Annotated in this window: 25 protein-coding genes and 1 tRNA gene; 12 read left to right on the forward strand and 14 right to left on the reverse strand. The window is 60.0% G+C overall.

All coding sequences use genetic code 11. The features are described from left to right. Window positions 1-85 precede the first annotated feature (85 nt). Window positions 86-1,825, forward strand: coding sequence for a C4-dicarboxylic acid transporter DauA (dauA, locus tag INT39_RS20695; protein WP_193075861.1), 1,740 nt, complete (start codon window positions 86-88; stop codon window positions 1,823-1,825). On the opposite strand, the gene INT39_RS20700 is transcribed toward dauA, so the two are convergent. After that, complete coding sequence (locus INT39_RS20700) at window positions 1,819-2,376, reverse strand: hypoxanthine-guanine phosphoribosyltransferase (protein ID WP_193075862.1); 558 nt, start codon at window positions 2,374-2,376, stop codon at window positions 1,819-1,821. The genes dauA and INT39_RS20700 overlap by 7 nt on opposite strands. Window positions 2,377-2,579: 203 nt before the next feature. Here INT39_RS20700 and upp point away from each other — a divergent pair, with 203 nt between their 5' ends. Next, entirely contained in the window at window positions 2,580-3,221 is a 642-nt protein-coding gene (gene upp / locus INT39_RS20705; protein WP_193075863.1) for a uracil phosphoribosyltransferase, read from the forward strand. Beyond that, window positions 3,221-4,471, forward strand: coding sequence for a uracil-xanthine permease family protein (locus INT39_RS20710; RefSeq protein WP_193075864.1), 1,251 nt, complete (start codon window positions 3,221-3,223; stop codon window positions 4,469-4,471). Before upp ends, INT39_RS20710 begins: the two co-directional genes overlap by 1 nt. Window positions 4,472-4,478: 7 nt before the next feature. Here INT39_RS20710 and INT39_RS20715 read toward each other — a convergent pair whose 3' ends face one another. The 6 genes from INT39_RS20715 to INT39_RS20740 all read right to left on the reverse strand — a co-directional run bounded on the left by INT39_RS20715 (window position 4,479) and on the right by INT39_RS20740 (window position 10,643). Continuing rightward, window positions 4,479-4,883, reverse strand: coding sequence for a type IV pilin protein (locus INT39_RS20715; protein ID WP_193075865.1), 405 nt, complete (start codon window positions 4,881-4,883; stop codon window positions 4,479-4,481). A gap of 11 nt (window positions 4,884-4,894) precedes the next feature. Next, window positions 4,895-7,786 carry a PilC/PilY family type IV pilus protein gene (locus INT39_RS20720; RefSeq protein WP_193075866.1) on the reverse strand — a complete coding sequence of 964 codons (2,892 nt, stop codon included), beginning with the start codon at window positions 7,784-7,786 and terminating at the stop codon, window positions 4,895-4,897. Beyond that, a complete protein-coding gene (locus INT39_RS20725; protein ID WP_193075867.1) occupies window positions 7,767-8,267 on the reverse strand; it encodes a PilX N-terminal domain-containing pilus assembly protein in 501 nt (166 codons plus the stop codon). Before INT39_RS20725 ends, INT39_RS20720 begins: the two co-directional genes overlap by 20 nt. Before the next feature lie 17 nt (window positions 8,268-8,284). Then, a complete protein-coding gene (locus INT39_RS20730; protein WP_193075868.1) occupies window positions 8,285-9,070 on the reverse strand; it encodes a PilW family protein in 786 nt (261 codons plus the stop codon). After that, complete coding sequence (pilV, locus tag INT39_RS20735) at window positions 9,067-9,555, reverse strand: type IV pilus modification protein PilV (RefSeq protein WP_193075869.1); 489 nt, start codon at window positions 9,553-9,555, stop codon at window positions 9,067-9,069. Before pilV ends, INT39_RS20730 begins: the two co-directional genes overlap by 4 nt. A 131-nt stretch (window positions 9,556-9,686) precedes the next feature. Continuing rightward, window positions 9,687-10,643 carry a 2-hydroxyacid dehydrogenase gene (locus INT39_RS20740; RefSeq protein WP_193075870.1) on the reverse strand — a complete coding sequence of 319 codons (957 nt, stop codon included), beginning with the start codon at window positions 10,641-10,643 and terminating at the stop codon, window positions 9,687-9,689. Window positions 10,644-10,706: 63 nt separating this feature from the next. Here INT39_RS20740 and INT39_RS20745 point away from each other — a divergent pair, with 63 nt between their 5' ends. Beyond that, window positions 10,707-11,345 carry a LysE family translocator gene (locus INT39_RS20745; protein WP_193075894.1) on the forward strand — a complete coding sequence of 213 codons (639 nt, stop codon included), beginning with the start codon at window positions 10,707-10,709 and terminating at the stop codon, window positions 11,343-11,345. Between the two features lie 21 nt (window positions 11,346-11,366). Here INT39_RS20745 and hemH read toward each other — a convergent pair whose 3' ends face one another. Continuing rightward, window positions 11,367-12,386 carry a ferrochelatase gene (hemH, locus tag INT39_RS20750; protein ID WP_193075871.1) on the reverse strand — a complete coding sequence of 340 codons (1,020 nt, stop codon included), beginning with the start codon at window positions 12,384-12,386 and terminating at the stop codon, window positions 11,367-11,369. Window positions 12,387-12,436: 50 nt separating this feature from the next. Between hemH and INT39_RS20755 the strand changes: the two genes are divergently transcribed. Beyond that, the gene (locus tag INT39_RS20755) at window positions 12,437-13,105 is read left to right on the forward strand and encodes a DUF2878 domain-containing protein (RefSeq protein ID WP_413468957.1); all 669 of its coding nucleotides are present in this window, start codon (window positions 12,437-12,439) and stop codon (window positions 13,103-13,105) included. A gap of 52 nt (window positions 13,106-13,157) precedes the next feature. Here the strand turns inward: INT39_RS20755 and INT39_RS20760 are convergent, their stop codons facing one another. From INT39_RS20760 to hemA, 6 genes are read right to left on the reverse strand one after another with little or no spacing between them, the layout of a single operon-like run. Further along, window positions 13,158-13,682, reverse strand: coding sequence for an acyloxyacyl hydrolase (locus INT39_RS20760; protein WP_193075872.1), 525 nt, complete (start codon window positions 13,680-13,682; stop codon window positions 13,158-13,160). Window positions 13,683-13,728: 46 nt separating this feature from the next. Beyond that, complete coding sequence (gene murI / locus INT39_RS20765; protein WP_193075873.1) at window positions 13,729-14,517, reverse strand: glutamate racemase; 789 nt, start codon at window positions 14,515-14,517, stop codon at window positions 13,729-13,731. Beyond that, window positions 14,510-15,268 carry a HesA/MoeB/ThiF family protein gene (locus INT39_RS20770; protein WP_193075874.1) on the reverse strand — a complete coding sequence of 253 codons (759 nt, stop codon included), beginning with the start codon at window positions 15,266-15,268 and terminating at the stop codon, window positions 14,510-14,512. The genes murI and INT39_RS20770 overlap by 8 nt, the downstream gene beginning before the upstream one ends. Further along, window positions 15,261-16,094, reverse strand: coding sequence for a peptide chain release factor N(5)-glutamine methyltransferase (gene prmC, locus INT39_RS20775; RefSeq protein WP_193075875.1), 834 nt, complete (start codon window positions 16,092-16,094; stop codon window positions 15,261-15,263). The genes INT39_RS20770 and prmC overlap by 8 nt, the downstream gene beginning before the upstream one ends. Then, a complete protein-coding gene (gene prfA, locus INT39_RS20780) occupies window positions 16,091-17,176 on the reverse strand; it encodes a peptide chain release factor 1 (protein ID WP_193075876.1) in 1,086 nt (361 codons plus the stop codon). Before prfA ends, prmC begins: the two co-directional genes overlap by 4 nt. After that, window positions 17,173-18,453 carry a glutamyl-tRNA reductase gene (gene hemA / locus INT39_RS20785; RefSeq protein ID WP_193075877.1) on the reverse strand — a complete coding sequence of 427 codons (1,281 nt, stop codon included), beginning with the start codon at window positions 18,451-18,453 and terminating at the stop codon, window positions 17,173-17,175. The genes prfA and hemA overlap by 4 nt, the downstream gene beginning before the upstream one ends. 227 nt (window positions 18,454-18,680) lie before the next feature. On the opposite strand from hemA, the gene INT39_RS20790 reads away from it, so the two are divergent. The 7 genes from INT39_RS20790 to pth all read left to right on the forward strand — a co-directional run bounded on the left by INT39_RS20790 (window position 18,681) and on the right by pth (window position 24,403). Beyond that, a complete protein-coding gene (locus INT39_RS20790) occupies window positions 18,681-20,408 on the forward strand; it encodes a tetratricopeptide repeat protein (protein ID WP_193075878.1) in 1,728 nt (575 codons plus the stop codon). A gap of 2 nt (window positions 20,409-20,410) precedes the next feature. Further along, a complete protein-coding gene (gene lolB / locus INT39_RS20795) occupies window positions 20,411-21,028 on the forward strand; it encodes a lipoprotein insertase outer membrane protein LolB (protein ID WP_193075879.1) in 618 nt (205 codons plus the stop codon). Continuing rightward, window positions 21,025-21,876, forward strand: coding sequence for a 4-(cytidine 5'-diphospho)-2-C-methyl-D-erythritol kinase (ispE, locus tag INT39_RS20800; RefSeq protein WP_193075880.1), 852 nt, complete (start codon window positions 21,025-21,027; stop codon window positions 21,874-21,876). Before lolB ends, ispE begins: the two co-directional genes overlap by 4 nt. Window positions 21,877-21,908: 32 nt before the next feature. Further along, window positions 21,909-21,983 (forward strand) — tRNA-Gln (locus INT39_RS20805). 126 nt (window positions 21,984-22,109) lie between these two features. Beyond that, entirely contained in the window at window positions 22,110-23,051 is a 942-nt protein-coding gene (locus tag INT39_RS20810) for a ribose-phosphate pyrophosphokinase (protein ID WP_193075881.1), read from the forward strand. A gap of 100 nt (window positions 23,052-23,151) precedes the next feature. Further along, window positions 23,152-23,784: a 50S ribosomal protein L25/general stress protein Ctc gene (locus tag INT39_RS20815; RefSeq protein ID WP_193075882.1), complete on the forward strand. Its 633-nt coding sequence runs from the start codon at window positions 23,152-23,154 to the stop codon at window positions 23,782-23,784. A gap of 31 nt (window positions 23,785-23,815) precedes the next feature. Then, window positions 23,816-24,403 (forward strand): aminoacyl-tRNA hydrolase, encoded by a 588-nt coding sequence (gene pth, locus INT39_RS20820; RefSeq protein ID WP_319021404.1) that lies wholly within the window; start codon window positions 23,816-23,818, stop codon window positions 24,401-24,403. Window positions 24,404-24,433 lie beyond the last annotated feature (30 nt).

Consider the following 24,433-nt stretch of genomic DNA (forward strand, 5'->3'; position numbering starts at 1 on the left):
AGCGAGTTCTCATGGCGTAGCTTCCCCAGCAGACAGCAATATCTGTCGTGGCGGCATGCCCAATGTTGTCAGCACAGGATGGGTCATGACTGGTCGTTCCTTCAAACTCCCGCTGTTTGTTGCACTGCGGGACAGTTTCCAACAGGGATATTCCCTTGCAGCTTTTCGTAGTGACATGCTGGCCGGACTCACCGTCGGCATCATTGCTATTCCTCTGGCCATGGCACTGGCCATTGCCGTGGGCGTCGCGCCGCAGCACGGCTTGTATACAGGGATTGTCGGCGGACTGATCATCGCCATCTGCGGCGGATCACGTTTCAATATCTCCGGGCCGACTGCTGCCTTCGTGGTGATTCTGCTGCCCATCACCCAGCAATACGGACTGGGTGGGCTGTTGCTGGTGACGCTGATGGCGGGGTTGATCCTGCTGGCCTTGGGGCTGGCACGCATGGGTAGCCTGATCCAGTTCGTGCCCTATCCGGTGGTCATGGGCTTCACTGCGGGTATCGGGGTGGTCATCGCCACGCTGCAGATCAAGGACTTCTTCGGTCTGCAGCTGAGTGCACAGCCCAGCCATTACCTCGAACAATTGCAGATGCTCGTCACCGCGCTGCCCTCGATCCAGTTGGGCGACACTCTGGTCGGCGCGGCCACCTTGTTGACGCTGATTCTCTGGCCTCGCCTGACCCGACGCATTCCCGGTCACCTTATCGCCCTGCTCGCCGGCAGCCTGCTCGGCGCGCTGCTGTTGTCCCTGGATATCCCCGTGGCTACGCTCGGTGCACGCTTCAGCTATGAACTTGATGGCGTGGTCCATGCCGGTATTCCACCCTTTGCACCCCAGTGGGCTTTACCCTGGACGCTGCCGGGGGCCGATGGCCAGCCGTTGACGGTGAACTTTGCAATGCTGCAGCAACTGCTGCCCTCCGCGCTGGCGGTGGCGATGCTGGGTGCCATCGAGTCACTGCTGTGCGCACTGGTTGCCGACGGCATGGCCAATACGCGACATGACCCCAATGCCGAGTTGGTAGGCCAGGGACTGGGCAACATGATTGTGCCGTTTTTCGGCGGCATCACCGCCACTGCGGCAATCGCCCGCACCGCCACCAGCGTACGCAGCGGTGCGTTCTCGCCGATTGCTGCGATAGTACATGCGCTGGTCATTCTGCTGGCAGTGGTGTTGCTGGCCAAGCTGTTCGCCTGGCTGCCGATGGCATCGCTGGCGGCCATGCTGCTGATAGTCGCCTGGAACATGAGCGAGGCACCCCATGTACTGCATATGCTGCGCGTCGGTCCGCGCCAGGATGTGGTGGTGCTGATCATCTGTCTTCTACTGACAGTGCTGTTCGATATGGTTCTGGCCGTGGGCGTGGGGCTGCTGCTGGCCTCGGCACTGTTCATCAAGCGCATGGCAGATTTGAGTGAAGGTAGTGCGCAACCACGCAGCCAAGATCAAGCCCTGGCGGACTTGCCGGACAGCGTGGCGCTGTATCACATCCATGGCCCGATGTTCTTCGCTGCCGCCGACAAGGCGCTCGAAGCCATCAGCCGTTTTGATGATCAGATCCGGTATGTGGTCATCGATATGCGCAGCGTACCGAGCATGGACATGAGCGCGCTGGTGCTGTTCGAGAAAGCCCTGCGCGGATTGGCCGAACGCAACATCGCCGTGTATCTGGTAGGCGTCAAGGCGCCGATCCGGCTCAAGCTCAGACGCGCCGGACTCGACGCTAACCGTAATGTGCGCACCTTCGCTGCCACACCGGAACGGGCAGCGCAGATGATCTGTGCGAGGTTGGCGATGTCACTGCAGACGGATCAGTGATCCTTCAGCGCGTAGATACCCGCAGCATTGCGCCAGTAGCCCTTGTAGTCCAGACCAAAGCCGAACAGGTAGCGGTCTTCGACATCCAGACCGGTGAAATCGGCACGCATGCCTTCATAGGCCTTGCGATCATGACACTTGTCCAGCAGCACGCAGGTCAGCACCTGAGCAGCACCGGCATCGCGGCAATATTCGACGATGGCCGCCAGCGTATGGCCTTCATCCAGAATGTCATCAATGATCAGCACCGTACGCCCGACCAGCGAATGCTCGGCACGCGCTTTCCAGAACAGCTCGCCACCAGAGAGCTTGTTGCGGTAACGGGTGGCGTGCAGGTAACCGACTTCCATCGGGAAATTCAGTCGGGTCAGCAGTTGACCGGCGATGATCAGCCCACCATTCATCACGCTGTAGACGATCGGATTGCTGTCCTGCAGAGCCTGGGTGATCTCGGTGGCCATATTGTCCATGGCGTCTTCGATCTGTTGATGGTTGTACAAGCAATCTGCCTCGTTCATGACCTGCTTGACATGGTCAAGATCAGTGGACATGCAAAACCTCCGGAGCGGTATGAAAAGGGGAGCGAAAATACTGCACCAATGCCATCAGCGCAAGTAAACCGGCCAATGCGCACAGAGAATCGGATGACCAGCATAAAACATTCGTTTAACCTTACGGAAATTCTGGACGCGCTGGCACTTGCAGTCCATCCAGAAGTTCCCGAATGCATTTTAGCCGCCCCTGGAACCTGTCAATGAATATCCAAGAAATACGCCATCCGCTAATTCGCCACAAACTTGGTCTGATGCGACGCAATGACATCAGCACGAAGAACTTCCGTGAGCTGGCTCAGGAAATCGCCGCCCTGCTGACCTATGAAGCGACCAAGGACATGCCCATTGAAAACCACACCATTGATGGCTGGTGCGGTGATGTCAGTGTCGAGAAACTCGCTGGCAAGAAAATCACCGTCGTGCCCATTCTGCGCGCCGGCATCGGTATGCTCGACGGCGTGCTCAGCCTGATCCCCAGTGCCAAAGTCAGTGTCATCGGCATGGTACGCAACGAACAGACCCTGGAAGCTGACACCTACCTGGAAAAGCTGGTCAGTGAGCTGAATCAGCGCCGTGCGCTGATCATCGATCCGATGCTGGCCACCGGCAGTTCCATGGTCGCTACCATCGACCTTCTGAAACGGGCTGGGGCTCATGAGATCCGGGCGCTGGTGCTGGTTGCAGCTCCAGAAGGCATAACACGAGTGAATGCCGCGCACCCGGATGTGGAAATCTTCACCGCCTCGGTGGATGAGCGTCTGAACGAACAGGGTTACATCATCCCCGGTCTGGGCGATGCGGGCGACAGGATTTTCGGCACCCGTCAGAAGGACGCGCATTGATGCAGAACATGGATACAACCGGTTGGCGCAGCATGCTGGCTGGTTCGCAGATGTTGTTCGTGGCATTTGGCGCCCTGGTGCTGATGCCACTGATCACCGGTATGAATCCAAGCGTAGCTTTGTTTACCGCCGGTATCGGCACGCTGATCTTCCAGTTTGTAACCCAACGCCAACTCCCGGTTTTCCTCGCCTCCAGCTTCGCCTTCATCGCTCCGATCCTCTACAGCAACCAGACCTGGGGAGTGCCGGCCACGCTGGGAGGGTTGGTTGCAGCCGGTATGGTCTATCTGCTGTTGAGCCTGCTGGTGCATCTGCGCGGACCCGGTTTTATCCATCGTCTGCTGCCGCCAGTGGTCGTGGGGCCGGTCATCATGGTCATCGGTCTCGGTCTCGCCGCCACTGCAGTGAATATGGCGACCGGCAAATCCGGTGACGGCAGCGTCCAGCTGATCGACTATCCCACCGCCCTGATCATTTCCATGGCCTCTTTGGTGACAACGCTGGCCGTGGCGGTGTACGCCAAAGGCGTGTTCCGCCTGGTGCCGATCATGGCGGGTGTTGCCGTGGGTTACAGCCTGTCCTGGCTACTCGGCGTAGTGGACTTCACTACTGTCAATAATGCCGGCTGGCTGGCTACCCCGGGCTTCATGTTTCCGGAATTCCATCTGGCAGCCATTCTGTTCATGATCCCGGTCGCGATTGCCCCGGCCATCGAACATATCGGCGACGTGTTGGCGATTGGCTCGGTAACCGGCAAGGACTATATTCGCAAGCCCGGCCTGCAGCGCACCCTGTTGGGTGACGGGCTGGCTACATCCACCGCCGCCTTCCTCGGCGGACCGCCCAATACCACCTATTCCGAAGTAACCGGTGCGGTCATACTCACCCGTAATTTCAATCCTGCGGTAATGATCTGGGCGGCGCTGTTTGCCATCTGCCTGGCGTTCATCGAGAAGTTCGGTGCCGTTCTGCTGAGCATGCCGGTACCCGTGATGGGTGGGATTCTCTGCCTGCTGTTCGGCTCCATTGCCGTGGTCGGCATGAACACCCTGATCCATAATAAGGTAGACCTGAGCCAGGCACGTAACCTGTGTATCGTCTCGATCACCCTGGTATTCGGTATCGGCGGCATGGCCATAGGTCATCAGGAATTTACTCTCCAGGGCATCAGTCTGTGCGGTGTGGTGGCCATCGTCATGAACCTGCTGCTGCCGGCAGAAAAGCCTCTCGCAGCTCCTGCTGCTGATTGAAATCAGCTCAGCGCCGCCAGCATTTTGTGTCCGCTGGCGCGCGCTGCCCCACCTGATTCAAGGTATAGGTTGCGCAGGCATCCCCGGCCATGATGCCTCCGGCTACCGCCGTCGCTGTCAGAATAAAGCTCTCGGGAGCCAGTGTCGGCACTATGCTGAAGACTGCCGCTCCGCTGGAAGGACTCTGACTGATCAGCCCATTGATGGTACCGCTGTCGTAACTGCCGTTACGGGTGTAATGACGCTCCAACATCTGTGCGTTCTCCAACAATAGCGCCGACACCTCCGCTCGCCTGGTCTGGCGCACATGCTCCTGATAAGACGGCAGTGCTATTGCTGCCAATATCCCGATGATCACCACCACGATCATGACTTCTATCAAGGTGAACCCCTGCTGCGTCCTGCTCCCCATGGTCCTTCTCCCTATTGCAGCTGCCGCCACATGATACGGTTGAACTGACAGTGCGGCTGGCCAGTCACCACAGCTACGTCACTTGAGCCCTGTACCACATAGACTTCACCGCTGCAGCCAGGCTGCATGCCCGTCTCATCCTCGTTCAGTACATTGAGATCACCCGCCAGACCAATGCCCAATTCCAACCCCGCCGCTGGCAGATCATTATCATCAGTAACCCGGTCGCCATCAGTATCCAATACCTGCCTGGTTGGCATACCACCGGTGCCCAGCGTCACCGCCATCAACCAGCCACCGGCCTGGGTCATGCAGGGGTCAGTGACGCCAGTCTTGATGAAACCAGTGGTGAACAGCACCCGCGCATTCCTGATAACGAAGTCGCGGGTCACCCGCTCACCCTCAGCTCGGCCGTTGTAGATCAGCGGCAGGTACCAGCCATACTGGGCACTCCAGTCCGGCGTGTTGGAACTGACCGTACGTACCGCTTGACCACTGGTGGGATCAGTGCTGACAGAGTCGATCTGCTGATGCTGCAACTGCGCCGGAGTCAGCCCGCCGCTGGGTGGCGCCGATGTGTCGAGTACCGCATAGAAGGTCTGGGTCGTGGTATCTGTCAGATCGCCGATTTCCATGAATTTACCGGTGCCAAACAGGATCAAGTCCTCACCCGCCGCCACGCTGTGGTGAATCTGCGGTTGCACAGTGATCGGCTGTCCAGCTGCTGCGGTAAACAACGGCGTGCCGTTATGGGCTACTGCCCAGCGGGCCGGATCCGGATCGCTCAGATCAAATTTCCACAGTTGTCCATGCAGGTCACCGGCAAAGGCCGCACGCACTTCGCCGGCGGCATCGAATTGGAGTACCGGCGGTGACAATCCATTACCCTGATGCGCCGCAGCCCGGCTGGCGACATTCAGTTGCGTGAGCAAGTCGCCACTCTGCAAATCGAAAACCAGTAGCGCTCCGGTATCCATTGCACTACCGTAACCGTTGCCGGTGAGCAGGACGCTGCGTCCGTGCAGCTGGGCTATGACGGGTCGACCATAGATATGGCCAATGTCCGCTATCTGGCTGGCGTTGGCTTCCCAGAGCGCGCCACGCGCCCCATTGCCTTGCGTTGCGTCGAACAGGCGCACGACAAATACACCTTTTCCTCCAGCGCCCATTCCACTGGCAACCAACGTGCTCCAGTGCGCGCCCAGCGGGGCGTCGGCAATCACGATCCGCCCATCTACTCCCGACCTATGATGGTTGCCGGCCCCATAATCGGTACGCGCCCGCGTGCCCAGTCCGACATGCAAGGCTGCAGGCAGAAAGGAATACAGGTGGGCGCCCTGGGTATCGAAGATGCGCAGAAAGCCGTCGTTGGCACCGAGCACCATGGCTTCGGTCATACGGGAGCTTCGATCCTGCAGATAGGCGAGATAATCGGTGGTGCCATTGGCGGATACATGATGGTTGGCACCCACCATCACTGGTGCCGAATTGATGATATCGCCCAGCAACCGACTGCGCGAACGCAGGTCGGCGTCACGACTGCCACGCACCCAGTTGAGCAGACGCTGCGCCGCATTGGTGCCGGTCAATCCCGCTGACGCGGCTTCCGCATCCAACGTCGCCTGTTGGGCGGGCGACAGTGCCGCCCAGGCACCCGCCCCCAGGTTGACGGGGCCCGCCATGGCAGTGCCCTGCGCATTGCGCCAGGTCTGGAAAGCACCTGACTGCGTACCTTGCACAAAGGTGTTGTCGGTCGTCCACAACAGGGTATCTGGCTCGCCCTCTGCGTTCATGCTGTAGCCCCGCAGACTGCCGCTCCAGTCTGCGGGGTCGAACTGGGTCTGGTAGTAACGGCTGACGCCGGCGCTGAGCTGCTGACTGTCGGTCACTGCGCCACCGCCGGAACCTGCTGATGCGATGATTTCCTGCAGCGCGCTGCTGAGGGCATCCTTCAATTGCTGGCGATCGGTGGCGGTGAAGTAACGGCCGTTGCCGGCCGTCGCGGTCTGCTGAAGCCGGTGATCATCCAAGGCAAAACCCACGGTATAGGTTTGCAGGCTTTGCAAGGGAAACTGCGGATCGTTCCAGCTCTGCCCGGCCTGATCCGTCCCTGTGGTGCGCAGATCGGTTTCGTAGGCAAAGCGGGCAATATCATCCAGATAGAAGGTCCCACCTTCGGTGCCCTCCGACGCGGTGATATCCCCGCCATCGCCGTCCCAATCCGGGAGATTGAAAGTGCCACTCAGAGCCAGGTTGTTGCCGTCGGGCTCCTGCGCCAGCGTAGCGGGAAATTCACTGTCGTAGGTCGGCAGACCATCGGTCACCACCAGACCGAAATTCTTCTGGCAGCGATATTCAATCGGGCTGCGGAAGACATCGCGCTGGGCCTCAGCCTGGCTTTGTGGATAGAAGGCGCGCATCCCTCGCAGGTACCGGGTGACTTCATAGTAGGATTCGGCCAATGGAGTCCAGGTCAGATTGCTGTTTGCAGCCGGGTTCAGCGCATCCAATGCCTGGTTGATCTGATTGAAGCGGGTTTCCCCTGTTGTCGAGCCTGCCTCAAGACTTCCCGCGTCCACCCGCAGCATACCGCCGGGCCCCGGATCGCTCATCATGGCTTCGCGAAAGGTGAACAGACCGAACCGAACACCTCGGTTGGCGGCGATCACTTCCTTGGTGACATCCCGGGCGATATCCAGACGGGTCTGCCCATCGACCCTGTTCATCACCATGCTGGACGAGTTGTCGAACAACACCACCACATTGGGCGCCACCGCCGAAGCCGACAGTACCGGTCCGCTCAGGGGCGCAAAGGCCTGCGCTGGCAATACCGTGACGAGCCCAAGCGCCAGCCCGGCGGCAAGACTGTACAGTCGGCGCGCTTCAAATCCGTGTGAATGCATAAATACTCTCCAGAACCGTCCGTGTGGGGCCCTTGTGGCTGACCACAGAAATCCGATACAGGGTGCTTGGCGCTTCGGCGAACAGATTCGCCGGCATCGCGCTGTCACCCAGCCGCACAATGCGATACCAGGTGGCCATGCCATTGCCGGCCACCGATGAGGGCACCTGACTCCAGTCCGGGCCCGGAGCAGATAGATGATCCGGATCAAGCGCTGTGGACGGGAGCCCGCAGGCAGCCCGAGCGCATACGACCACCGGCAATGGCAGCGCATTCCGGCGAATCTGCTCCTCGACATGGCGCATGCCGCTTTCCGCTGCCTGGAAGCTGTCATTCTTCAGTTTGACGTTGAACGCCATACGCTCCTGGCCAGTGGACGTTCTGATGCCGGCCAGCGCGGTGATCGTCATCAGCAGCAGGAAAACCAGGCTGATGATCAGAGCCGAACCGGTCTGGATGTGCCGCGGGTTATCCTGGGTCATGAGCCGTCCCTCTCCCTTCAATCCAGACGATTGCGCAGCGCGGTCACCAGCGTGTATTGCTGAACACGGACCTTGCCATCGGCGGTATTGGCCGGGTTATCACTCAGACTGAGGGCGACACGGACGCTGCGAATACGCTCATTGTCTGCCGCTGCAACGTTGGTGACATAAGCGCCATCGACCGCGCGCTGTTCCGGCGTGGCGGCCAGGCCGAATTGCATATCGAAACCGGCGACGTCGTCGATCAGCACCTCGAAATTGCCGTTGCCATTGAGACGGGTCTGCACCCGATGCCGGTCCAGCCGATATTCGACCTGGCGGATGGGGATGACGAAATCACCCGGTTCAACCTGCAGACTGTTGCTCCCCGCAGCGATACGCAGCTCATCAAGGCAGTTGGTTGCCAGTAGCCATCGAGCGCCATAATCGGCAGCCTGGCGCGTTCCGGTGGTCGTTATGCCATCGTGTACCGGCACTGCGGTAATCACCTTGAGTACGTCATTGGCAAAACTGATGGGAACGGCGAACTCTACCGGCAGCTGGTTACGCGTAGTCGCCGGCAGGCGAGCTACATTCAGGCAACCGAACATACCCGCCTGACGCAGGTCCCTGCTGATTCGGCTGAGGATGAAGCGGGCATTCTCCTGCAGCGCGGCAGTGTGCTGTTGCACCACGAAGCTCTGCTTGCCGGCAATGAATATCTGCGACACGCCGAGCACCAGGATCAGCCCGAGCGTCATGGCGATCATCAGCTCGATCAGCCCGAAGCCCTGCTGCGGCCGGGGCGCGGCCCGGCAACTCACAGGTCACCCCGGATCATTGAGGAGACGATAAATTGGGTATTGCCGCCAGCGGCCACGATGCGCTCTTCCGACCAGCCCACGGTCACGGTAGCGTGATTACCGTTGATAACGACACTGCCGTAGCCGCCCGGCAGCAGACAACTGACGGCGTGCGCAAAGTCCTGACGATCAACCGCCAGGATCGACGAGCCCGAGTTTCCTGCGGCACAGGTTGAATTGACGTTGATGGCGTAGCTGGCAAGGTTATCAGCGTTGGCTCGCATGCGATCAAGGATATCGTAGGCGAGAAAGCTGGCCTGGGTATTGTACGCGGCGCTGGCGTTGTAGCGCAGCGCATTGACTTGCAGAGATACGGCGCCCAACACCCCGACCGCCAGCACCAGTACCGCAATCAGCACCTCCAGCAGGCTGGCACCACGCTGGGTGACAGCCGCTGAACTCCCTATCCGGATCAGCAGACGACGCGTCGGTCGTTCCTTGCCCATGGCAGTTTCCTCAGTAGCAGACAATTGCTCAGGGAAAGCCTGCTCCTGATAGAAGCCGGAAATCTAACGATGATCGAAGTCAGCTGCATCACTCAAATAGGTGGTTATTTTCAATTTGCGGGTCAGTTCACTCAGACCACGCTACGACTCGCACGCTGCTCGTCATCGGTCAGGTTTTCCACCAGCTGCCCCAGAATACGCTGACGCGCTTCCCGGCTACCCCAGGCACTGTGGGGCGTTACCACCAGATTAGGCACCGAGTTGTCGAGCAGCGGATTGCCGTTCACCGGCGGCTCGGTCGTCAGCACATCGAATCCGGCGCCACCCAAATGGCCGCTACGCAGGCTGTCGACCAGCGCCTGCTCATCCACCAGCCCGCCACGCCCGGCATTGATCAGCAAGCTGCCAGGCTTCATCAGCGCCAGCTGCTCGGCACCGATCAGATGACGAGTCTGCTCGGTAAGCGGGCAATGCAGGCTGAGCACATCCACCTGAGGCAGCAGCTCTGCCAGATTCGGGCGATCCGGATGCTCGCGGCCCGGCAATGAGCCAACCAGAATGCGCATACCGAAGGCACTGGCCAGTCGTCCGACTTCCTGACCCAGTTCGCCGTAGCCAAGAATACCCAGCGTGCGCCCGGATAATTCGCCAATCGGATAATCCAGCAGACAGAACTGGTTGCTGCGCTGCCAGGCGCCGTCGCGCACCGCCTGACGGTAGGATTCGAAGCGGGTAACCAGTACCAACATGAGCATCAAGGCGTGCTGAGCCACAGACGGCGTGCCATACGCCTGACAATTGCATACGGTGATGCCGCGTCGCTGTGCCGCTTGCAGATCCACATTATTGGTACCAGTCGCCGCCACCAGAATCAGCTTCAGCTCGGGGCAGGCTTGCATGACCTGCTCATCGATGACCACTTTGTTTGTGATGACCACTTGATGGTCCGCCACGCGCGCCGCGACCTGGTCTGCGGCGGTCACCGGATACAAGGTCAATTTTGCGGCAGCATCATGCAGTGTCTGCATATCCAGGTCGTCTTGATCCAGGGACGCTTGATCCAGAAATACCACTGACAGTTTTTTCATTTCGGTACCTGTTTAGACTAGGGCAGGAGGTTTAGAATGGCTGTTTTTGGCCGGAGCAGTGCATTGTATCTGAACGAGTTTCTATTGGTGGCGATGGTCCACCTGCTGGCCGTGGCCAGCCCCGGCCCGGACTTTGCCGTGGTGATCCGCAACAGCGTCAGCGCCGGGCGACAGACCGGGCTGATCACCGCGCTGGGCATCGGCGTGGGCATCTTTCTGCATGTGGCCTATTCGCTGCTGGGCATTGGCATCATTGTGTCCCAGTCGGTATGGCTGTTCAACATGCTGAAACTGCTGGCTGGCGCCTATCTGCTGTATCTTGGCATCAAGGCCCTGCGTACCCGCCCTCAGCCTGTCGTTGATGGCGAGACGGCCGCCGCACCGATCAACATGCCGCCGACCAAGGCCTTCATCAACGGCTTTGTCACCAATGGCCTGAATCCCAAGGCGACGCTGTTCTTTCTGTCAGTATTCACCCTGATTATCAGCCCACAGACTCCCACGCTGGTTCAGGCGGGTTATGGCCTTTACCTGGCGATAGCCACCACCTTGTGGTTCTGTCTGGTTGCCTTGTTGTTCAGCCAGCCCGGGGTGCGCCACGCCTTTACTCGCATGGGACATTGGTTTGATCGTCTGATGGGCGTCGTACTGATCGGCCTGGGGCTGCATCTGGCACTGGCGGAATGGTTCAGGCGCGCCTGAACCATTCCTCTGGGCGATATATCAAGCACTGACCGGCTCGTTGCGCGCCCAATCGGCCAAGGTATCCATCCATTGCGGGTGATCATTCAGGCAGGGCACCAATACCAGCTCTTCGCCACCGGCATTCAGAAACTGCTCGCGCGCCCGGTCACCAATCTCCTCCAGGGTTTCGATGCAATCGGCGGTGAATGCCGGACACATCACCAGCAAACGTTTGACGCCACTGGCGGCCAGCTCATCCAACATCGCTTCGGTGTATGGCTCGATCCATTTGTCACGGCCCAGACGCGACTGAAAAGCCATGGTCCACTGCCCCGGCTGCAAACCGACCCGCTCGGCAAACGCCCGACTGACTCCACTGCATTGTGCGCGGTAACAGGTGGCATGGGCCGGCGATGGACGCTCGCAGCAATCGGCCGTCGCCAGGCAATGGCTGCCTGTGGGGTCGGCCTTGCGCAGATGACGCTCAGGCAAGCCATGATAGCTGAACAGCAGATGGTCAAAGCCGTGCTGCAGATGCGGCTGCGCACTGGCAACCAGCGCATCCAGATAATCCGCCCGATCATGGAATGCCGGCAGCACCGTCAAGCGGACTTTCAAGCCATGCCTGGCGATCACCCGCTGCGCTTCGCGGACGGAGGTGGTGATGGTACTGTCAGCGAACTGGGGATATTGGTGCATCAGCAGAATCTCGCCCACCCCCTGCTCCGCCAGTGCCAGGATTCCTTGCTCTACGGAGGGTTCCCCATAGCGCATGGCCAACTCCACCGGCATATCCAGGCGTGCGCGCAGCTGATCACGCACTCGACGGCTGATGACCACCAGTGGGGAGCCCTCCTGCCACCAGATCGATGCGTAAGCAGCAGCGGACTGGCGCGGTCGACGCAGCAGGATCAGGCTGACCAGCAGCCGGCGCGCCGGCCAGGGCAGATCGACGACGCAGGGATCCATCAAAAACTGATTGAGGTAACGTCGCACATCGGCCACCTCGGTGCTGGCGGGCGAACCCAGATTCAGTAGCAGGACCCCTCGGTCGGACATCAGGCTTTCCCCTTGTGGCATCATCGTCGGCAGGTGTACGAAAATCCGAATTGTACCCTGCTCCCAAGGGTTTTGCCGCTACCACCATGGCTATCGTCTTCATTGGCAACCCTGATCAACAGCGCCCCTTGCAGCCAACTGACGATTCGGCGAGGATCGCCCGACACAATCACCGTCCTATGGAGAACATTCGCCCCATGACTGGTAAAACTCTGGCCAACGCCCTGCTGTTTATCGTCGGCTGGCTGGCCTGCGTGCTGGCGGGCCACTCCTTCTGGCTGTTGATCCCCGGTGCGGCCCTGTTGATACATTTCTGCTACATCAGCAGCTGGGCAGCCGAAGGAAAACTGGTGGTCAGCTGCATGCTGGTCGGAACGGTACTGGATTCGCTCATGTTGCAGATGGGTTGGCTGCAGGTACGCGGCCATGAGGTACTGGCCCCCCTGTGGATGATGCTCGGCTGGGCCTTATTGGGCACCACTCTCAATCATGCATTGCGCTGGAGCGCCCGCCCCTGGTGGCGTGCCAGTCTGCTGGGCGCCATTATCGGCCCCTTGCTCTACGCTGCTATCATGCAACGGGAAGATGTGTCATTCACTGCAGAGCTGCGGCAGGGTCTGCTGATTGTCGCGCTGGCCTGGGCGATAACGTTGCCACTCTTGCACGGCTTTGCCCAGCTGTACCGGAAGCAACATGCTCCGGTTCGGCGAAGAAGCTGAAGAAGAACAGAGAGATGAAGCTGGAAGAGGGGGCATCCATGCCCGCTGTGGGTCAGAAGCCCAGACGATAATACAGCGCTGCCATATCGATTCCGTCGTTCGGCTGCTTGATACCGGCGTTGGAGTAATGATAATAGCGCACCCCAACCTCCGAGCCGCTGGCAAACATCAGGCCTGCGCCGATGCGATCCTCGAACTGGAATTTGCTGCCCATATCCTGATCGCCGAGGTCGGTCTCGGTGAAGTAGGATGCCCCTATACCGCCTTCAAGGAAAGGCGTCACACCACCATCACTGGCGCCGAAGCTCAGTCGAAACATGGGAGTGAGCGTCAGGCTGGTCGCATCCAGACTGCTCCAGCGGGTCACGCCGGCATCCCAGTAACCATCCAGCTGCACCCCGCCCGACTGGCTTTGCCACAATGTGCGGCCAAATTCGAACTGCGCCCCAATCCGATAGGTTGTGGTATTTTCCGATGACTCACCGATCTGCAAAGTGAGGCCGTCCAACGCATGTGCGGTAGGAATGCTGCACAGCGCAGACAGGGCGCAGGATAATGCCAAGGCCGTTTTTTTCATCTCGTTTTTCCTTGCTATGGTTGATCTCAGCGTAGTCGATTCGCAATTAAACCGACAATGCCTGTACCGTTGCGCTCCCTTCCCACAGCAGCGGCAGCACCTGCTCCAGTGCAGTGATATCACCGCTACTCCAAAGCCGTGCGGGGGCTGCCGGGCCATGAGCAAGCGCATCATGCTCGGTCAATTTTGCGCGTAACTGACGCGCCACAGCCGCGCCGGTATCCACCAGATGGATACCCTCAGGCAGCAGTTGCTGCAGCGCCGGCCGCAGAAAGGGATAATGCGTACAACCGAGAATCAGCGTATCGCAGCCGGCTTCCAGCAGCGGTTGAGTATAGCGGGTAAGCAGAGCGGTAAGCTGCGGCCCGCTCAACTCCCCGCGCTCGACACACTCGACCAGCCCCGGACAGGACTGGGTCACTACGGTCACCGAACCGGCAAAGCGGTCCAGCAGTGCTGCGAAGCGCGCGCTACGCAGCGTACCCGTGGTGGCCAGCACGCCAACCACACCACTGCGGGTGGCCAGAGTCGCTGGTTTGACCGCCGGCTCCATACCGATGATCGGCACCGTATAACGGGTACGCAGGTCTGCCACGGCCGCTGCGGTCGCGGTATTGCACGCCAGCACCAGCGCCTTGGCTCCGCGTGCCAGCAGAAAATCGGCGATAGCGCGGCTGCGCTGGCAGATGAGGTCGGGTGGTTTTTCGCCATAGGGCACGAAGCCGCTGTCGGCCACATACAACAGGGATTCCGCGGGTAGCAGCTGACGGATTTCGCGCAGCACCGACAGTCCGCCAACGCCCGAATCGAATACGCCTATGGGCGCGTCATTCATTGCCAACCCCAACACCGCAGCAGGCGCAGCCCGGATCGCGCTTTATCCGCAATTCACGAAAGCCGGTGCGCAGTGCATCGATCAATAGCAGGCGCCCCACCAGCGGCTCGCCAAACCCGGCCAGCAACTTGAGCGCCTCCAGTGCCTGCAGACTGCCCACCATGCCCACCAACGGTCCGAGCACGCCAGCCTCGCTGCAGCTGGGCGCCACATCATCACCGTCGCCGTACAGGCATTGGTAGCAGGGGCTATCGTCGCGGCGGAAATCAAACACACTGACCTGTCCCTGCAGACCGATGGCTGCCCCTGATACCAGCGGTCGGCGCAGGGTAACGCATGCCTGGTTGATCGCCTGACGCGCAGTGAAATTATCCGTGCAGTCGAGCACCAGATCCACCTCGGCCACCGCCTGCAACAGCTGCTCTCCGGCCAGTCGCTGATCCAGCTGTTGCAACCGGATATCAGGGTTGAGTGCGCCGAGCCGGTCACGGGCAGATGCGGTCTTGGGCCGATCAAGATCGGCGCTGCCGTGGATGATCTGGCGCTGCAGGTTGGTCAGGTCGACATGATCATCATCGGCCAGCAAGAGCGTGCCAACACCAGCGCCGGCCAGATACAGCGCAGCTGGTCCACCCAGCCCGCCCATACCGACGATCAGCACCCGACTGTCGAGCAGGCGCTGCTGTCCATCGACATCGACCTGTGGCAGCAGAATCTGCCGGCTGTAGCGCAGCAGTTGCTGATCATCCATGCCACTGCCCGCCACTGATGCGCTGATGTCCGCCGAGATCCAGCCAGGATTGCGCCGCCTGAAACCCTCGCTGCTCAAGCAACTGACGCACCTGCTCAGCCTGCTGCCAACCATGCTCCAGCAGCAACCAGCCAGCGCTCTGCAGATGGCGCGGTGCGGTATCAACGATATGGCGGATATCATCCAGTCCATCCACGCCACTGACCAGGGCGCTGGCTGGCTCGAAGCGCACATCGCCCTGTGCCAGATGCGGATCATCTGCAGCGATATAGGGGGGATTGGAGACGATCAGGTCATATTTACTATCACCCAGCGCGGCGAACCAGTCACTCTGCAGGAACGCGGCATTGACCAGCTTCAGTCGAATACGGTTCTGCTCAGCCAGCGCCACGGCACCTGACATGCGGTCACAGCCGGTCAACTGCCACTGGCGGCGCTCGCTGGCCAGAGCCAGCGCGATAGCGCCGGTACCTGTGCCCAGATCCAGCACCCGAGCCGGCTGCTGTGGACCCAATTCCAACGCCACCTCCACCAGCCGCTCGGTATCCGGACGGGGAATCAGCGTGTCCGGACTGACCTGAAGATCCAGTGTCCAGAAGCCCTGGGCGCCGAGCAGATAGGCAACCGGCTCGCCATTACGGCGGCGCGCCAGCAGAGCCAGAAACTGTTCAAGAGCGGCGTCCGACAGTTCTCTGTCCGGCCAGGTGAACAGATAACTGCGGGGTTTCTGCAGCACATGGGCCAGCAGCAGTTCGGCATCCAGCGTTGGCGTATCCGAACCGGGCAGATCAGCCTGCGCCAGCAGTGCTGCAATGCTCCGGCTCATGCCTGGTCCAGGGCAGCCAGCTGGTCGGCTTGATATTCACGCCGCAGCGGCTCGATAACACCATCGAGTTCGCCTTCGATTACCTGATCCAGACTGTAGAGCGTGAGATTGATACGGTGGTCGGTCACCCGGCCCTGGGGAAAGTTGTAGGTGCGGATGCGTTCGGAGCGATCACCCGACCCCACCAGCGAACGCCGGGTGTCGGAGATTTCCTTTTCGTGCGCCTCGCGCTGCCGATTCGCCAGCCTCGCCTGCAGCAGTGCCATGGCCCTGGCGCGGTTTTTGTGTTGCGAGCGCTCCTCCTGACACTCCACCACGATGCCGGTGGGCAGGTGGGTCAGGCGAATGGCCGAGTCGGTCTTGTTGACGTGCTGACCGCCCGCACCGGAGGAGCGGTAGGTATCCACGCGCAGGTCCGCCGTATTGATCTCCACCACGGCCTGCTCATCGGGCTCGGGCATCACCGCCACGGTACAAGCCGACGTGTGAATACGCCCCTGGGATTCAGTCTCGGGCACCCGCTGCACGCGATGCGCACCCGATTCGAATTTCAGCTTGGCATAAACGCTCTGGCCTTCAACCCGGGCAATGACTTCACGATACCCGCCGTGTTCACCGCCGTTTTCCGAGAGAATCTCGATCCGCCAACCCTGACGCTCGGCATAACGCGAGTACATGCGAAACAGGTTTCCGGCAAAGATTGCCGCTTCATCGCCACCGGTACCGGCGCGAATTTCCAGGAACACGTTGCGCTCATCATTGGGATCCTTGGGCAGCAACAGCAGATTCAGCTCTGACTCCAGCTCGGCCAACGCGCCGCTGCAGGCTTCAGCATCATCCTCGGCCATGGCCCGGATATCCGGGTCAGCGTCTTTCAGCAGGCTGCGCGCCTCGTCCAGATCCGCAGTGACCTTCAGCCATTGGCCGTAGCATTGAACGGTCGGCTCCAGCTCGGCATATTCGCGCGAATAGGCTCGAAACCGATTCTGGTCCTGGATGACTTCCGCATCGCTGAGCAAGGCAGACAGCTCTTCGAAGCGTTCGCGCAACATATCCAGGCGATTCAATAATGACGCTTTCATGATTTGCCCTGTGCAGTGTTCTTTTCATCATCCAGAGCGAACAGCTCCATGGCCAGCGACAGCGATTCGCTGCGGCCGTCGGCGCTCATGCGCTTGAGTTGGACGCTGGGCTCGTGCAGCAGTTTATTGGTCAACGCCCGGGCCATTTCCGCCATGACGGCAGCTGGATCACCGCCCCGCTCCAGACGCGCCAGCGCTTTATCCAGCTCCTGATCACGCTGCTGCTCGGCTCGTTGCCGATAGCGTTTGAGCACATTCACAGCGGCGCGGGAGCGCAGGCGCTGCATGAACTCATCGGTGCCGAGGTCGATCAGCTTCTCCGCAGCAGCGGCTGCATCCTGCCGGGAGCGCATATTCTCCTGAATCACTTCCTGCAAATCATCGACGCTGTACAGATACACATCGGCCAGATCACCCACCTCCGGCTCGATGTCACGCGGCACAGCGATGTCGACCATGAACATGGGCTTGTGCCGGCGCTGTTTGAGCGCACGTTCCACGGCGCCCTTGCCCAGAATCGGCAGAGGGCTGGCAGTTGAGGCAATGATGATTTCGCACTCTGCCAGCACATCGGGAATCTGGTTGAGGGTGATCGCCCTGCCGCCCAGCGGCGCACTCACTGCCTCAGCACGCTCCAGAGTGCGGTTGGCGATGATCAGTTTGCTGACGCCCTGCTCGTTAAGGTGACGGGCGACCAGTTCAATGGTCTCCCCGGCCCCGATCAATAACGCCGTGCTGCGGCTCAGGTCGGAAAATATCTGCCGCGCCAGGCTGACTGCGGCGAAGGCGACGGACACCGGATTGGCGCCGATGGCCGTGTCAGTACGCACCTGCTTGGCGGTATTGAAGGTGCTCTGAAACAGCCGATCCAGAGACGGGCCCAAGGTCCCGGCAGTACGCGCGTACTGCCAGGCATCCTTCATCTGCCCAAGGATCTGCGGCTCGCCCAGCACCATTGAATCCAGCCCAGCCGCGACCCGCATCATGTGCTTTACCGCACCGGCTCCCTTGTGCACATAGCTGCTACCGGCGATCGAGTCTGGCTCCAGACCGTGATAGCGCGCCACCCAGGCGGCCAGAACTGCCGCATCGGGGTGATCCTGAGTGCAGTAGATTTCCGTGCGGTTGCAGGTGGAAAGAATGGCAACTTCCTGGGACAACGTCTCATCACGTAGCTGCTGCAGCGCGTCGGCCAGCTGGTCCGGAGCGAAAGCAACCCGCTCGCGCACGTCGACTGTCGCCGTCTTGTGATTGATCCCGAATGCGAGAAAGCCCATGTCGCCTCAATATATGCCCGAAAGTACGGCGTAAAAACAGCTAATTGTCCTATTTAAAGCGATGCCAATCAATTCCTTCCATGGAAAGCCGGATAAAACTGCCCTATAACCGGCTTTTGCAACGTCATCACACCCGGTTAGCACTTGCACGCTATGGGTTTGCAACTCATCCTGTATTATCCGCTGCTGGCCTCACCTGGCAGAGTCGCGTAGCAAAGAGAGTATCCATGACAGCAAGATTTCATCCTGCGCTTCTGGCCCTGGCAGTCAGCCTGCTGATCACCGGCTGCGCGACCAATACCCCCAAGCCAACACCCGCGCCGACACCAACAGCTCCGGCCACTGCAGCACAGACCGACGAGCCGACGGAGTATGGGCAGTTCCAGACAGATACTCTGTATGCACTGCTGACCGCCGAAATTGCCGGCCAGCGTAACCGCTTCGATATTGCTCTGCGCAATTATCTCGAGCAGGCCGTGCGTACCCGCGATGCCGGCATCATCGAACGCGCCATGGAGATCTCTGAATTTCTGGGTGCCCATCAGCAGGCTATGGACATGGCCTTGCTCTGGACCGAAGTGGAACCGGATAATCCCGAAGCCTTGCGCGCAGCGGCACTGCAACTGGCCCGCGCCGGCCAGCACGATGACGCCATGAACATGATGGAACAGGTGTTATTGCTGCAGGACGACACCCATTTCGACCTGCTGGCGCTCACTGCCCTGCAAGCGGACAGCGCCACCCGCACCAGCATGCTGGAAAACCTGCAAAGCCTACTGCAACGCCATCCCGGCAATGCTCAGCTGAGCTTCGCTGCCGCCCTGCTGCTGCAGGAGGGGCAGCGCAGCGAAGAAGCGCTCGCCGTGCTGGATGAGCATACCCGCCACAATCGCACTGCCGCCTCCATCATGCTGCAGAGCCGCCTGCATGCAGAGCTGGGCGAGCCCGACCAAGCCATCGACGTGCTGCAGACCGGCGTGCGCGACTTCCCGAATGACAACCGCATGCGACTGTTACTGGCCAGAATGTTGGTCAACAACGGCGATCATCAGGCGGCAATCACGCACTTCCGCGAGCTGGCCCGGCAAAACCCGGACGATGACGAAGTACGGCTGGCGCTGGCTCTGGTGGAACTGGAGAGTGGCAATACCGATGCCGCAATTGGCGAATTGCAGGAACTACTGGAAATCGACCCTACCCATGGCGCGGCAGCTTATCACCTTGGCGCGGCTCACGAGCAGGCCGGGCACTGGGAGGCTGCCATCAGTACTTGGCAGAGCATCGGCGCCGGCGAGGAATACCTGCCGTCACGCCTGCGCATCATCCGCCTGCTGGTGGAGCGTCAGCGCACTGCCGAACTCACTGAGATCATGCACAGCGAGCGCACTCGTCACCCACAACTGGCACCGGAGCTGTTCCTGCTGGAAATCGAGGCACTGATCAGCGTCGACCCGCAGCAGGCCATGCAACGCGCCAACCAGGCACTGGAGCAATTGCAATACGACAGCCGGCTGCTCTACACCCGAGCCATGCTTGCCGATCGCCTCGGTAATCCGGCTGGCCTGGAGACCGACCTGCGGCTGATCATCCAGCGCGAGCCCGAGAACGCCATGGCTCTGAATGCTCTGGGCTATACGCTGGCCGACCGCAATGAACAGCTCGACGAAGCACTGCAACTGATCGAGAAGGCACATGACCTGATGCCCGAGGATCCAGCCATCATGGACAGCCTCGGCTGGGTGCATTATCGCCTCGGTAATCTGGACCGCGCCGAACAACTGCTGCGTGAAGCCTTTGCGGCCTTTCCTGACGCAGAAGTCGGCGCCCATCTCGGCGAAGTGCTCTGGCAACAGGGCAAGCATCGCGAGGCACGCAGCATCTGGGACCAGGCGGCGGACGAGGCCGACGATACGTCCATGATCGACGCTACCCGTAAACGACTTGAGGCAGATTGAACATGTTGTCGCTCCGCACCCTAGGCCTGCTGACCTTCACATTGATACTGACCGCCTGTAGCAACCTGCATCAACGCGAAACGCTGGAGTTCGGCGGTGATCCCGCTGCCTGGCAAACGCATCGCAGCGCTGTTACGCCGCTTGTGCACTGGACGCTGCAGGGAAAACTCGGTGTGCGAGCACCCAATGAATCCGGCAGCGGCACGCTGTTCTGGCTGCAACAGCAGGATCAATACGATATCCGCCTGTCCGGTCCACTCGGTCGTGGCGCCACCCGTATTCAGGGCAGCGACGCTGGCGTGACGCTGGAAATAGCCGGCCAACCGCCGGCAACAGCCGATTCGGCGGAAGCTCTGCTGGAACAGCAGATCGGCTGGCGTCTGCCGGTCGAGCACTTGTTGTGGTGGGTGCGCGGCCTCCCTGCACCCGACAGCCCAAGCCGCCTGCAGCTCAATCCAGACAGCCAGCTGGCACGCCTGGCGCAGGCCGGTTGGACCATCGAATACAGCCGCTATCAGCAGGTCGAGGGATTGACCCTGCCCCAGCGCCTGCAGCTATCCGGACATGATGTGCTATTGACCCTGGTCATCACCCGCTGGGAGCCCGGTACCACCCAATGACAACCACAACCCTGAGCCTGCCCGCCCCGGCCAAGCTGAATCTGTTTCTGCACATCAATGGCCGACGCGCCGATGGTTACCACCTGCTGCAGACGCTGTTCCAGTTTCTCGATCATGGCGACACTCTGCATTTCAGTCCGCGCGCGGATGGCCAGCTGCATCTGCAACCCGAGCTGCCCGGCGTGGCCACCGAAGACAACCTGATCATCCGTGCCGCCCGCTTGCTGCAACAGGCCAGCGGTTCCGATCAGGGTGCGGATATCCGCCTGGACAAGCGTCTACCGATGGGCGGCGGCATCGGCGGCGGCAGTTCGGATGCCGCCACCACCCTGGTAGGTCTGAATCATCTCTGGCAGACCGGACTGACACTGGAGCAACTGGCCGAACTGGGATTGCAGTTGGGCGCTGACGTCCCGGTTTTCATTCATGGACGCGCCGCCTGGGCCGAAGGCGTCGGCGAACAGCTGACCCCCGTCGAGCTCGATGAACCCTGGTATCTGGTGGTCGTACCGCCCTGCCATGTCAGTACTGCAGAAATTTTTTCCGATGAGAGGTTGACTCGAGACACGCCGGCGATTACATTAGCGGCCTTTCGAGAGCACGGTGGTCGGAATGACTGCTTGCCGGTAGTAATGACGCGTTACACTGAAATACGTAACACGTTGATCTTGCTAAACAATTATTGTGAAGCTAAGATGACCGGAACTGGCAGTTGCTTATTTGGGGCCTTCCCAAATGAACGCGAAGCTGATAAAGTTCGCGCCCGGTTGCCAGCCACTCTGCAAACCTTTGTTGCCAAGGGATGTAACGTTTCACCGTTACATGCTTTACTCAACAAAGCGACGTAAGAAGGATGCAACCTTAGCATCCGGACAGTTACAGGGGCGTAGCCAAGCGGTAAGGCAGCAGGTTTTGATCCTGCCATGCGTTGGTTCGAATCCAGCCGCCCCTGCCATTTTTTCCGGCAGCAATAATTCATGACATCTTGAGTCCGGCTTGACCGGCCAGGCGTGTTTTTGTTCGCCCGGCTCTCTCACTGACTCATCGCATCGACCACTACCCAAAAAATAGGTATTGCAGCGTGTCCAAGATGATGGTCTTTACCGGGAATGCAAACCCCGACCTTGCGCGACGCGTCGTGCGTCAATTGCATATCCCCCTTGGTGACGCACTGGTTAGTCGTTTCAGCGACGGCGAAGTCAGCGTTGAACTCAACGAAAATGTACGTGGCAAGGATGTTTTCATTATCCAACCCACCTGCGCGCCGACGAACGACAACCTGATGGAAATGGTTGTTATGGCTGACGCCCTGCGTCGCTCGTCTGCCTCGCGCATTACCGCAGTCATCCCCTATTTCGGTTATGCCCGTCAGGACCGTCGTCCACGCTCTGCTCGCGTGCCGATCAGCGCCAAGGTCGTCGCCGACATGCTGGACGTGGTAGGTGTTGATCGCGTCCTCACCGTCGACCTGCACGCCGACCAGATCCAGGGCTTCTTCGACATTCCGGTAGATAACATCTACGGCTCACCGGTGCTGATCGACGATATCCAGGATCAGCGCATGGACAACCTGCTGATCGTATCTCCGGATATCGGTGGTGTAGTCCGCGCCCGCGCCGTGGCCAAGTCTCTCGGGGTCGACCTGGCGATCATCGACAAACGTCGCCCCAAGGCCAACCAGTCGGAAGTCATGCACATCATCGGTGATGTAGAAAACCGTAACTGCATTCTGGTTGATGACATGGTCGATACCGCCGGCACTCTATGTGCCGCTGCCACAGCCCTCAAGAACTTCGGTGCGACCCGTGTATCAGCCTATTGCACCCACCCGATTCTGTCGGGTAAGGCGATCGAAAACATCAATGGTTCCATGCTCGATGAAGTCGTGGTAACCAATACCATTCCGCTGTCTGCGGCTGCAGAGCACTGCGACCGCATCCGACAGCTGGATATGGCGCCGATCATTGCCGAAGCGATGCGTCGCATCAGCAATGAAGAATCCATCAGCGCCATGTTTCGCTAGAAACGGACGCCGATCAAACAGCCCGGCAATAACGCCGGGCTTCATCAATCGTCCGACGCGCTGGTCGCAAGTGCCCGGACGCTCAGCAAGGAGACTACACATGGTCGACTTCACTTTGAATGCGAATGCGCGTAATGACCTGGGGAAAGGTGCGAGCCGCCGCCTGCGTCGTAACGCTGATCTGGTCCCAGCTATCGTTTACGGTGGCAGCAAGGAGCCGCAAAGCATTTCCATCGCCGCTCGCGAGCTGAACAAGGCGCTGGAAAACGAAGCTTTCTATTCTTCCATCATTGGCCTGTCCATCGATGGCAAGAACGAAGAAGTACTGCTCAAGGCGCTGCAACGTCACCCGGCCAAGCCGCGCGTCATGCATGCCGACTTCCAGCGCATCGTTGCCGGTCAGAAAGTAACCGTTCAGGTTCCTCTGCACTTCACCAACGAAGAAACCTGCGTTGGCGTCAAACAGGAAGGCGGCATGGTTTTCCGCAACCTGCCTGAAATTGAAGTGAGCTGCCTGCCGAAAGACCTGCCTGACTTCATCGAAGTCGACCTGCTTGAGCTGAAAGTAGGCCAAGGTCTGCACCTGGCTGAGCTGAAATTGCCGAAGGGCGTGACCATCCCGAGCCTGGCTCTGGGTGACGATCACAACCTGCCGGTAGTGACCATCATGGCTCAGCGCACCACCGCAGCCGGTGACACTGATGCAGCAGAAGGTGAGGAATCAGCGGAATAATTTCCTGCTGAAACCCCAGAGGGCGCCCGTTGTGACGCAGGGAATCAAGTTGATCGTCGGTCTCGGTAATCCGGGACCGGAATATGACATGACCCGGCATAACGCGGGCGCCCTTTTTGTTGAGCGCCTCGCCTCCGGGCACAACCTGGGTTTACGCCAGGAAAACCGATTTTTTGGCCTGACCGGCCGCCTGAGCATAGACGGTCAGGATGTTCGTCTGTTGATCCCCACCACCTTCATGAACCGCAGTGGCCAGGCTGTTTCTGCCATCGCTGGTTTTTACCGCATTACTCCCGACGAGATCCTGGTCGCTCATGATGAGCTTGACCTGCCTCCCGGCGTGGTGAAATGCAAGAAAGGTGGCGGGCATGGCGGACATAACGGACTGCGCGACATTATCGCCAGTCTGGGTAATCAGAATGGCTTTCACCGCCTGCGACTGGGCATCGGTCATCCCGGCCACAGTTCGCAGGTGACAGGCTTTGTGCTGGGCCGTGCGCCCAAAGCCGAACAACAGGCCCTGGATGCCTGCATTGATGAAGCAAGGAGGGAGTTGCCCGGCATGCTTGTCGGCGACTGGACCAAAGTCATGCAGCGGCTGCACAGCTTCAAAGCCTGATTCATTTTCGCCGCCACCACGGCAGAGGAC

The organism is Pseudomonas sp. FME51 (genome assembly GCF_014897305.1).

Bases quoted from the DNA above. Each gene is read 5' to 3' on its own strand.
- INT39_RS20740 (WP_193075870.1), bottom strand. From the start codon at position 10,643: ATGAAAAAACTGTCAGTGGTATTTCTGGATCAAGCGTCCCTGGATCAA.
- INT39_RS20790 (WP_193075878.1), top strand. From the start codon at position 18,681: ATGACAGCAAGATTTCATCCTGCGCTTCTGGCCCTGGCAGTCAGCCTG.
- upp (WP_193075863.1), top strand. From the start codon at position 2,580: ATGAATATCCAAGAAATACGCCATCCGCTAATTCGCCACAAACTTGGT.
- murI (WP_193075873.1), bottom strand. From the start codon at position 14,517: ATGAATGACGCGCCCATAGGCGTATTCGATTCGGGCGTTGGCGGACTG.
- pilV (WP_193075869.1), bottom strand. From the start codon at position 9,555: ATGGGCAAGGAACGACCGACGCGTCGTCTGCTGATCCGGATAGGGAGT.
- INT39_RS20710 (WP_193075864.1), top strand. From the start codon at position 3,221: ATGCAGAACATGGATACAACCGGTTGGCGCAGCATGCTGGCTGGTTCG.
- INT39_RS20770 (WP_193075874.1), bottom strand. From the start codon at position 15,268: ATGGATGATCAGCAACTGCTGCGCTACAGCCGGCAGATTCTGCTGCCA.
- INT39_RS20725 (WP_193075867.1), bottom strand. From the start codon at position 8,267: ATGACCCAGGATAACCCGCGGCACATCCAGACCGGTTCGGCTCTGATC.
- INT39_RS20720 (WP_193075866.1), bottom strand. From the start codon at position 7,786: ATGCATTCACACGGATTTGAAGCGCGCCGACTGTACAGTCTTGCCGCC.
- lolB (WP_193075879.1), top strand. From the start codon at position 20,411: ATGTTGTCGCTCCGCACCCTAGGCCTGCTGACCTTCACATTGATACTG.
- prmC (WP_193075875.1), bottom strand. From the start codon at position 16,094: ATGAGCCGGAGCATTGCAGCACTGCTGGCGCAGGCTGATCTGCCCGGT.
- INT39_RS20700 (WP_193075862.1), bottom strand. From the start codon at position 2,376: ATGTCCACTGATCTTGACCATGTCAAGCAGGTCATGAACGAGGCAGAT.
- hemH (WP_193075871.1), bottom strand. From the start codon at position 12,386: ATGTCCGACCGAGGGGTCCTGCTACTGAATCTGGGTTCGCCCGCCAGC.
- INT39_RS20715 (WP_193075865.1), bottom strand. From the start codon at position 4,883: ATGGGGAGCAGGACGCAGCAGGGGTTCACCTTGATAGAAGTCATGATC.
- INT39_RS20815 (WP_193075882.1), top strand. From the start codon at position 23,152: ATGGTCGACTTCACTTTGAATGCGAATGCGCGTAATGACCTGGGGAAA.
- INT39_RS20760 (WP_193075872.1), bottom strand. From the start codon at position 13,682: ATGAAAAAAACGGCCTTGGCATTATCCTGCGCCCTGTCTGCGCTGTGC.
- ispE (WP_193075880.1), top strand. From the start codon at position 21,025: ATGACAACCACAACCCTGAGCCTGCCCGCCCCGGCCAAGCTGAATCTG.
- hemA (WP_193075877.1), bottom strand. From the start codon at position 18,453: ATGGGCTTTCTCGCATTCGGGATCAATCACAAGACGGCGACAGTCGAC.
- dauA (WP_193075861.1), top strand. From the start codon at position 86: ATGACTGGTCGTTCCTTCAAACTCCCGCTGTTTGTTGCACTGCGGGAC.
- prfA (WP_193075876.1), bottom strand. From the start codon at position 17,176: ATGAAAGCGTCATTATTGAATCGCCTGGATATGTTGCGCGAACGCTTC.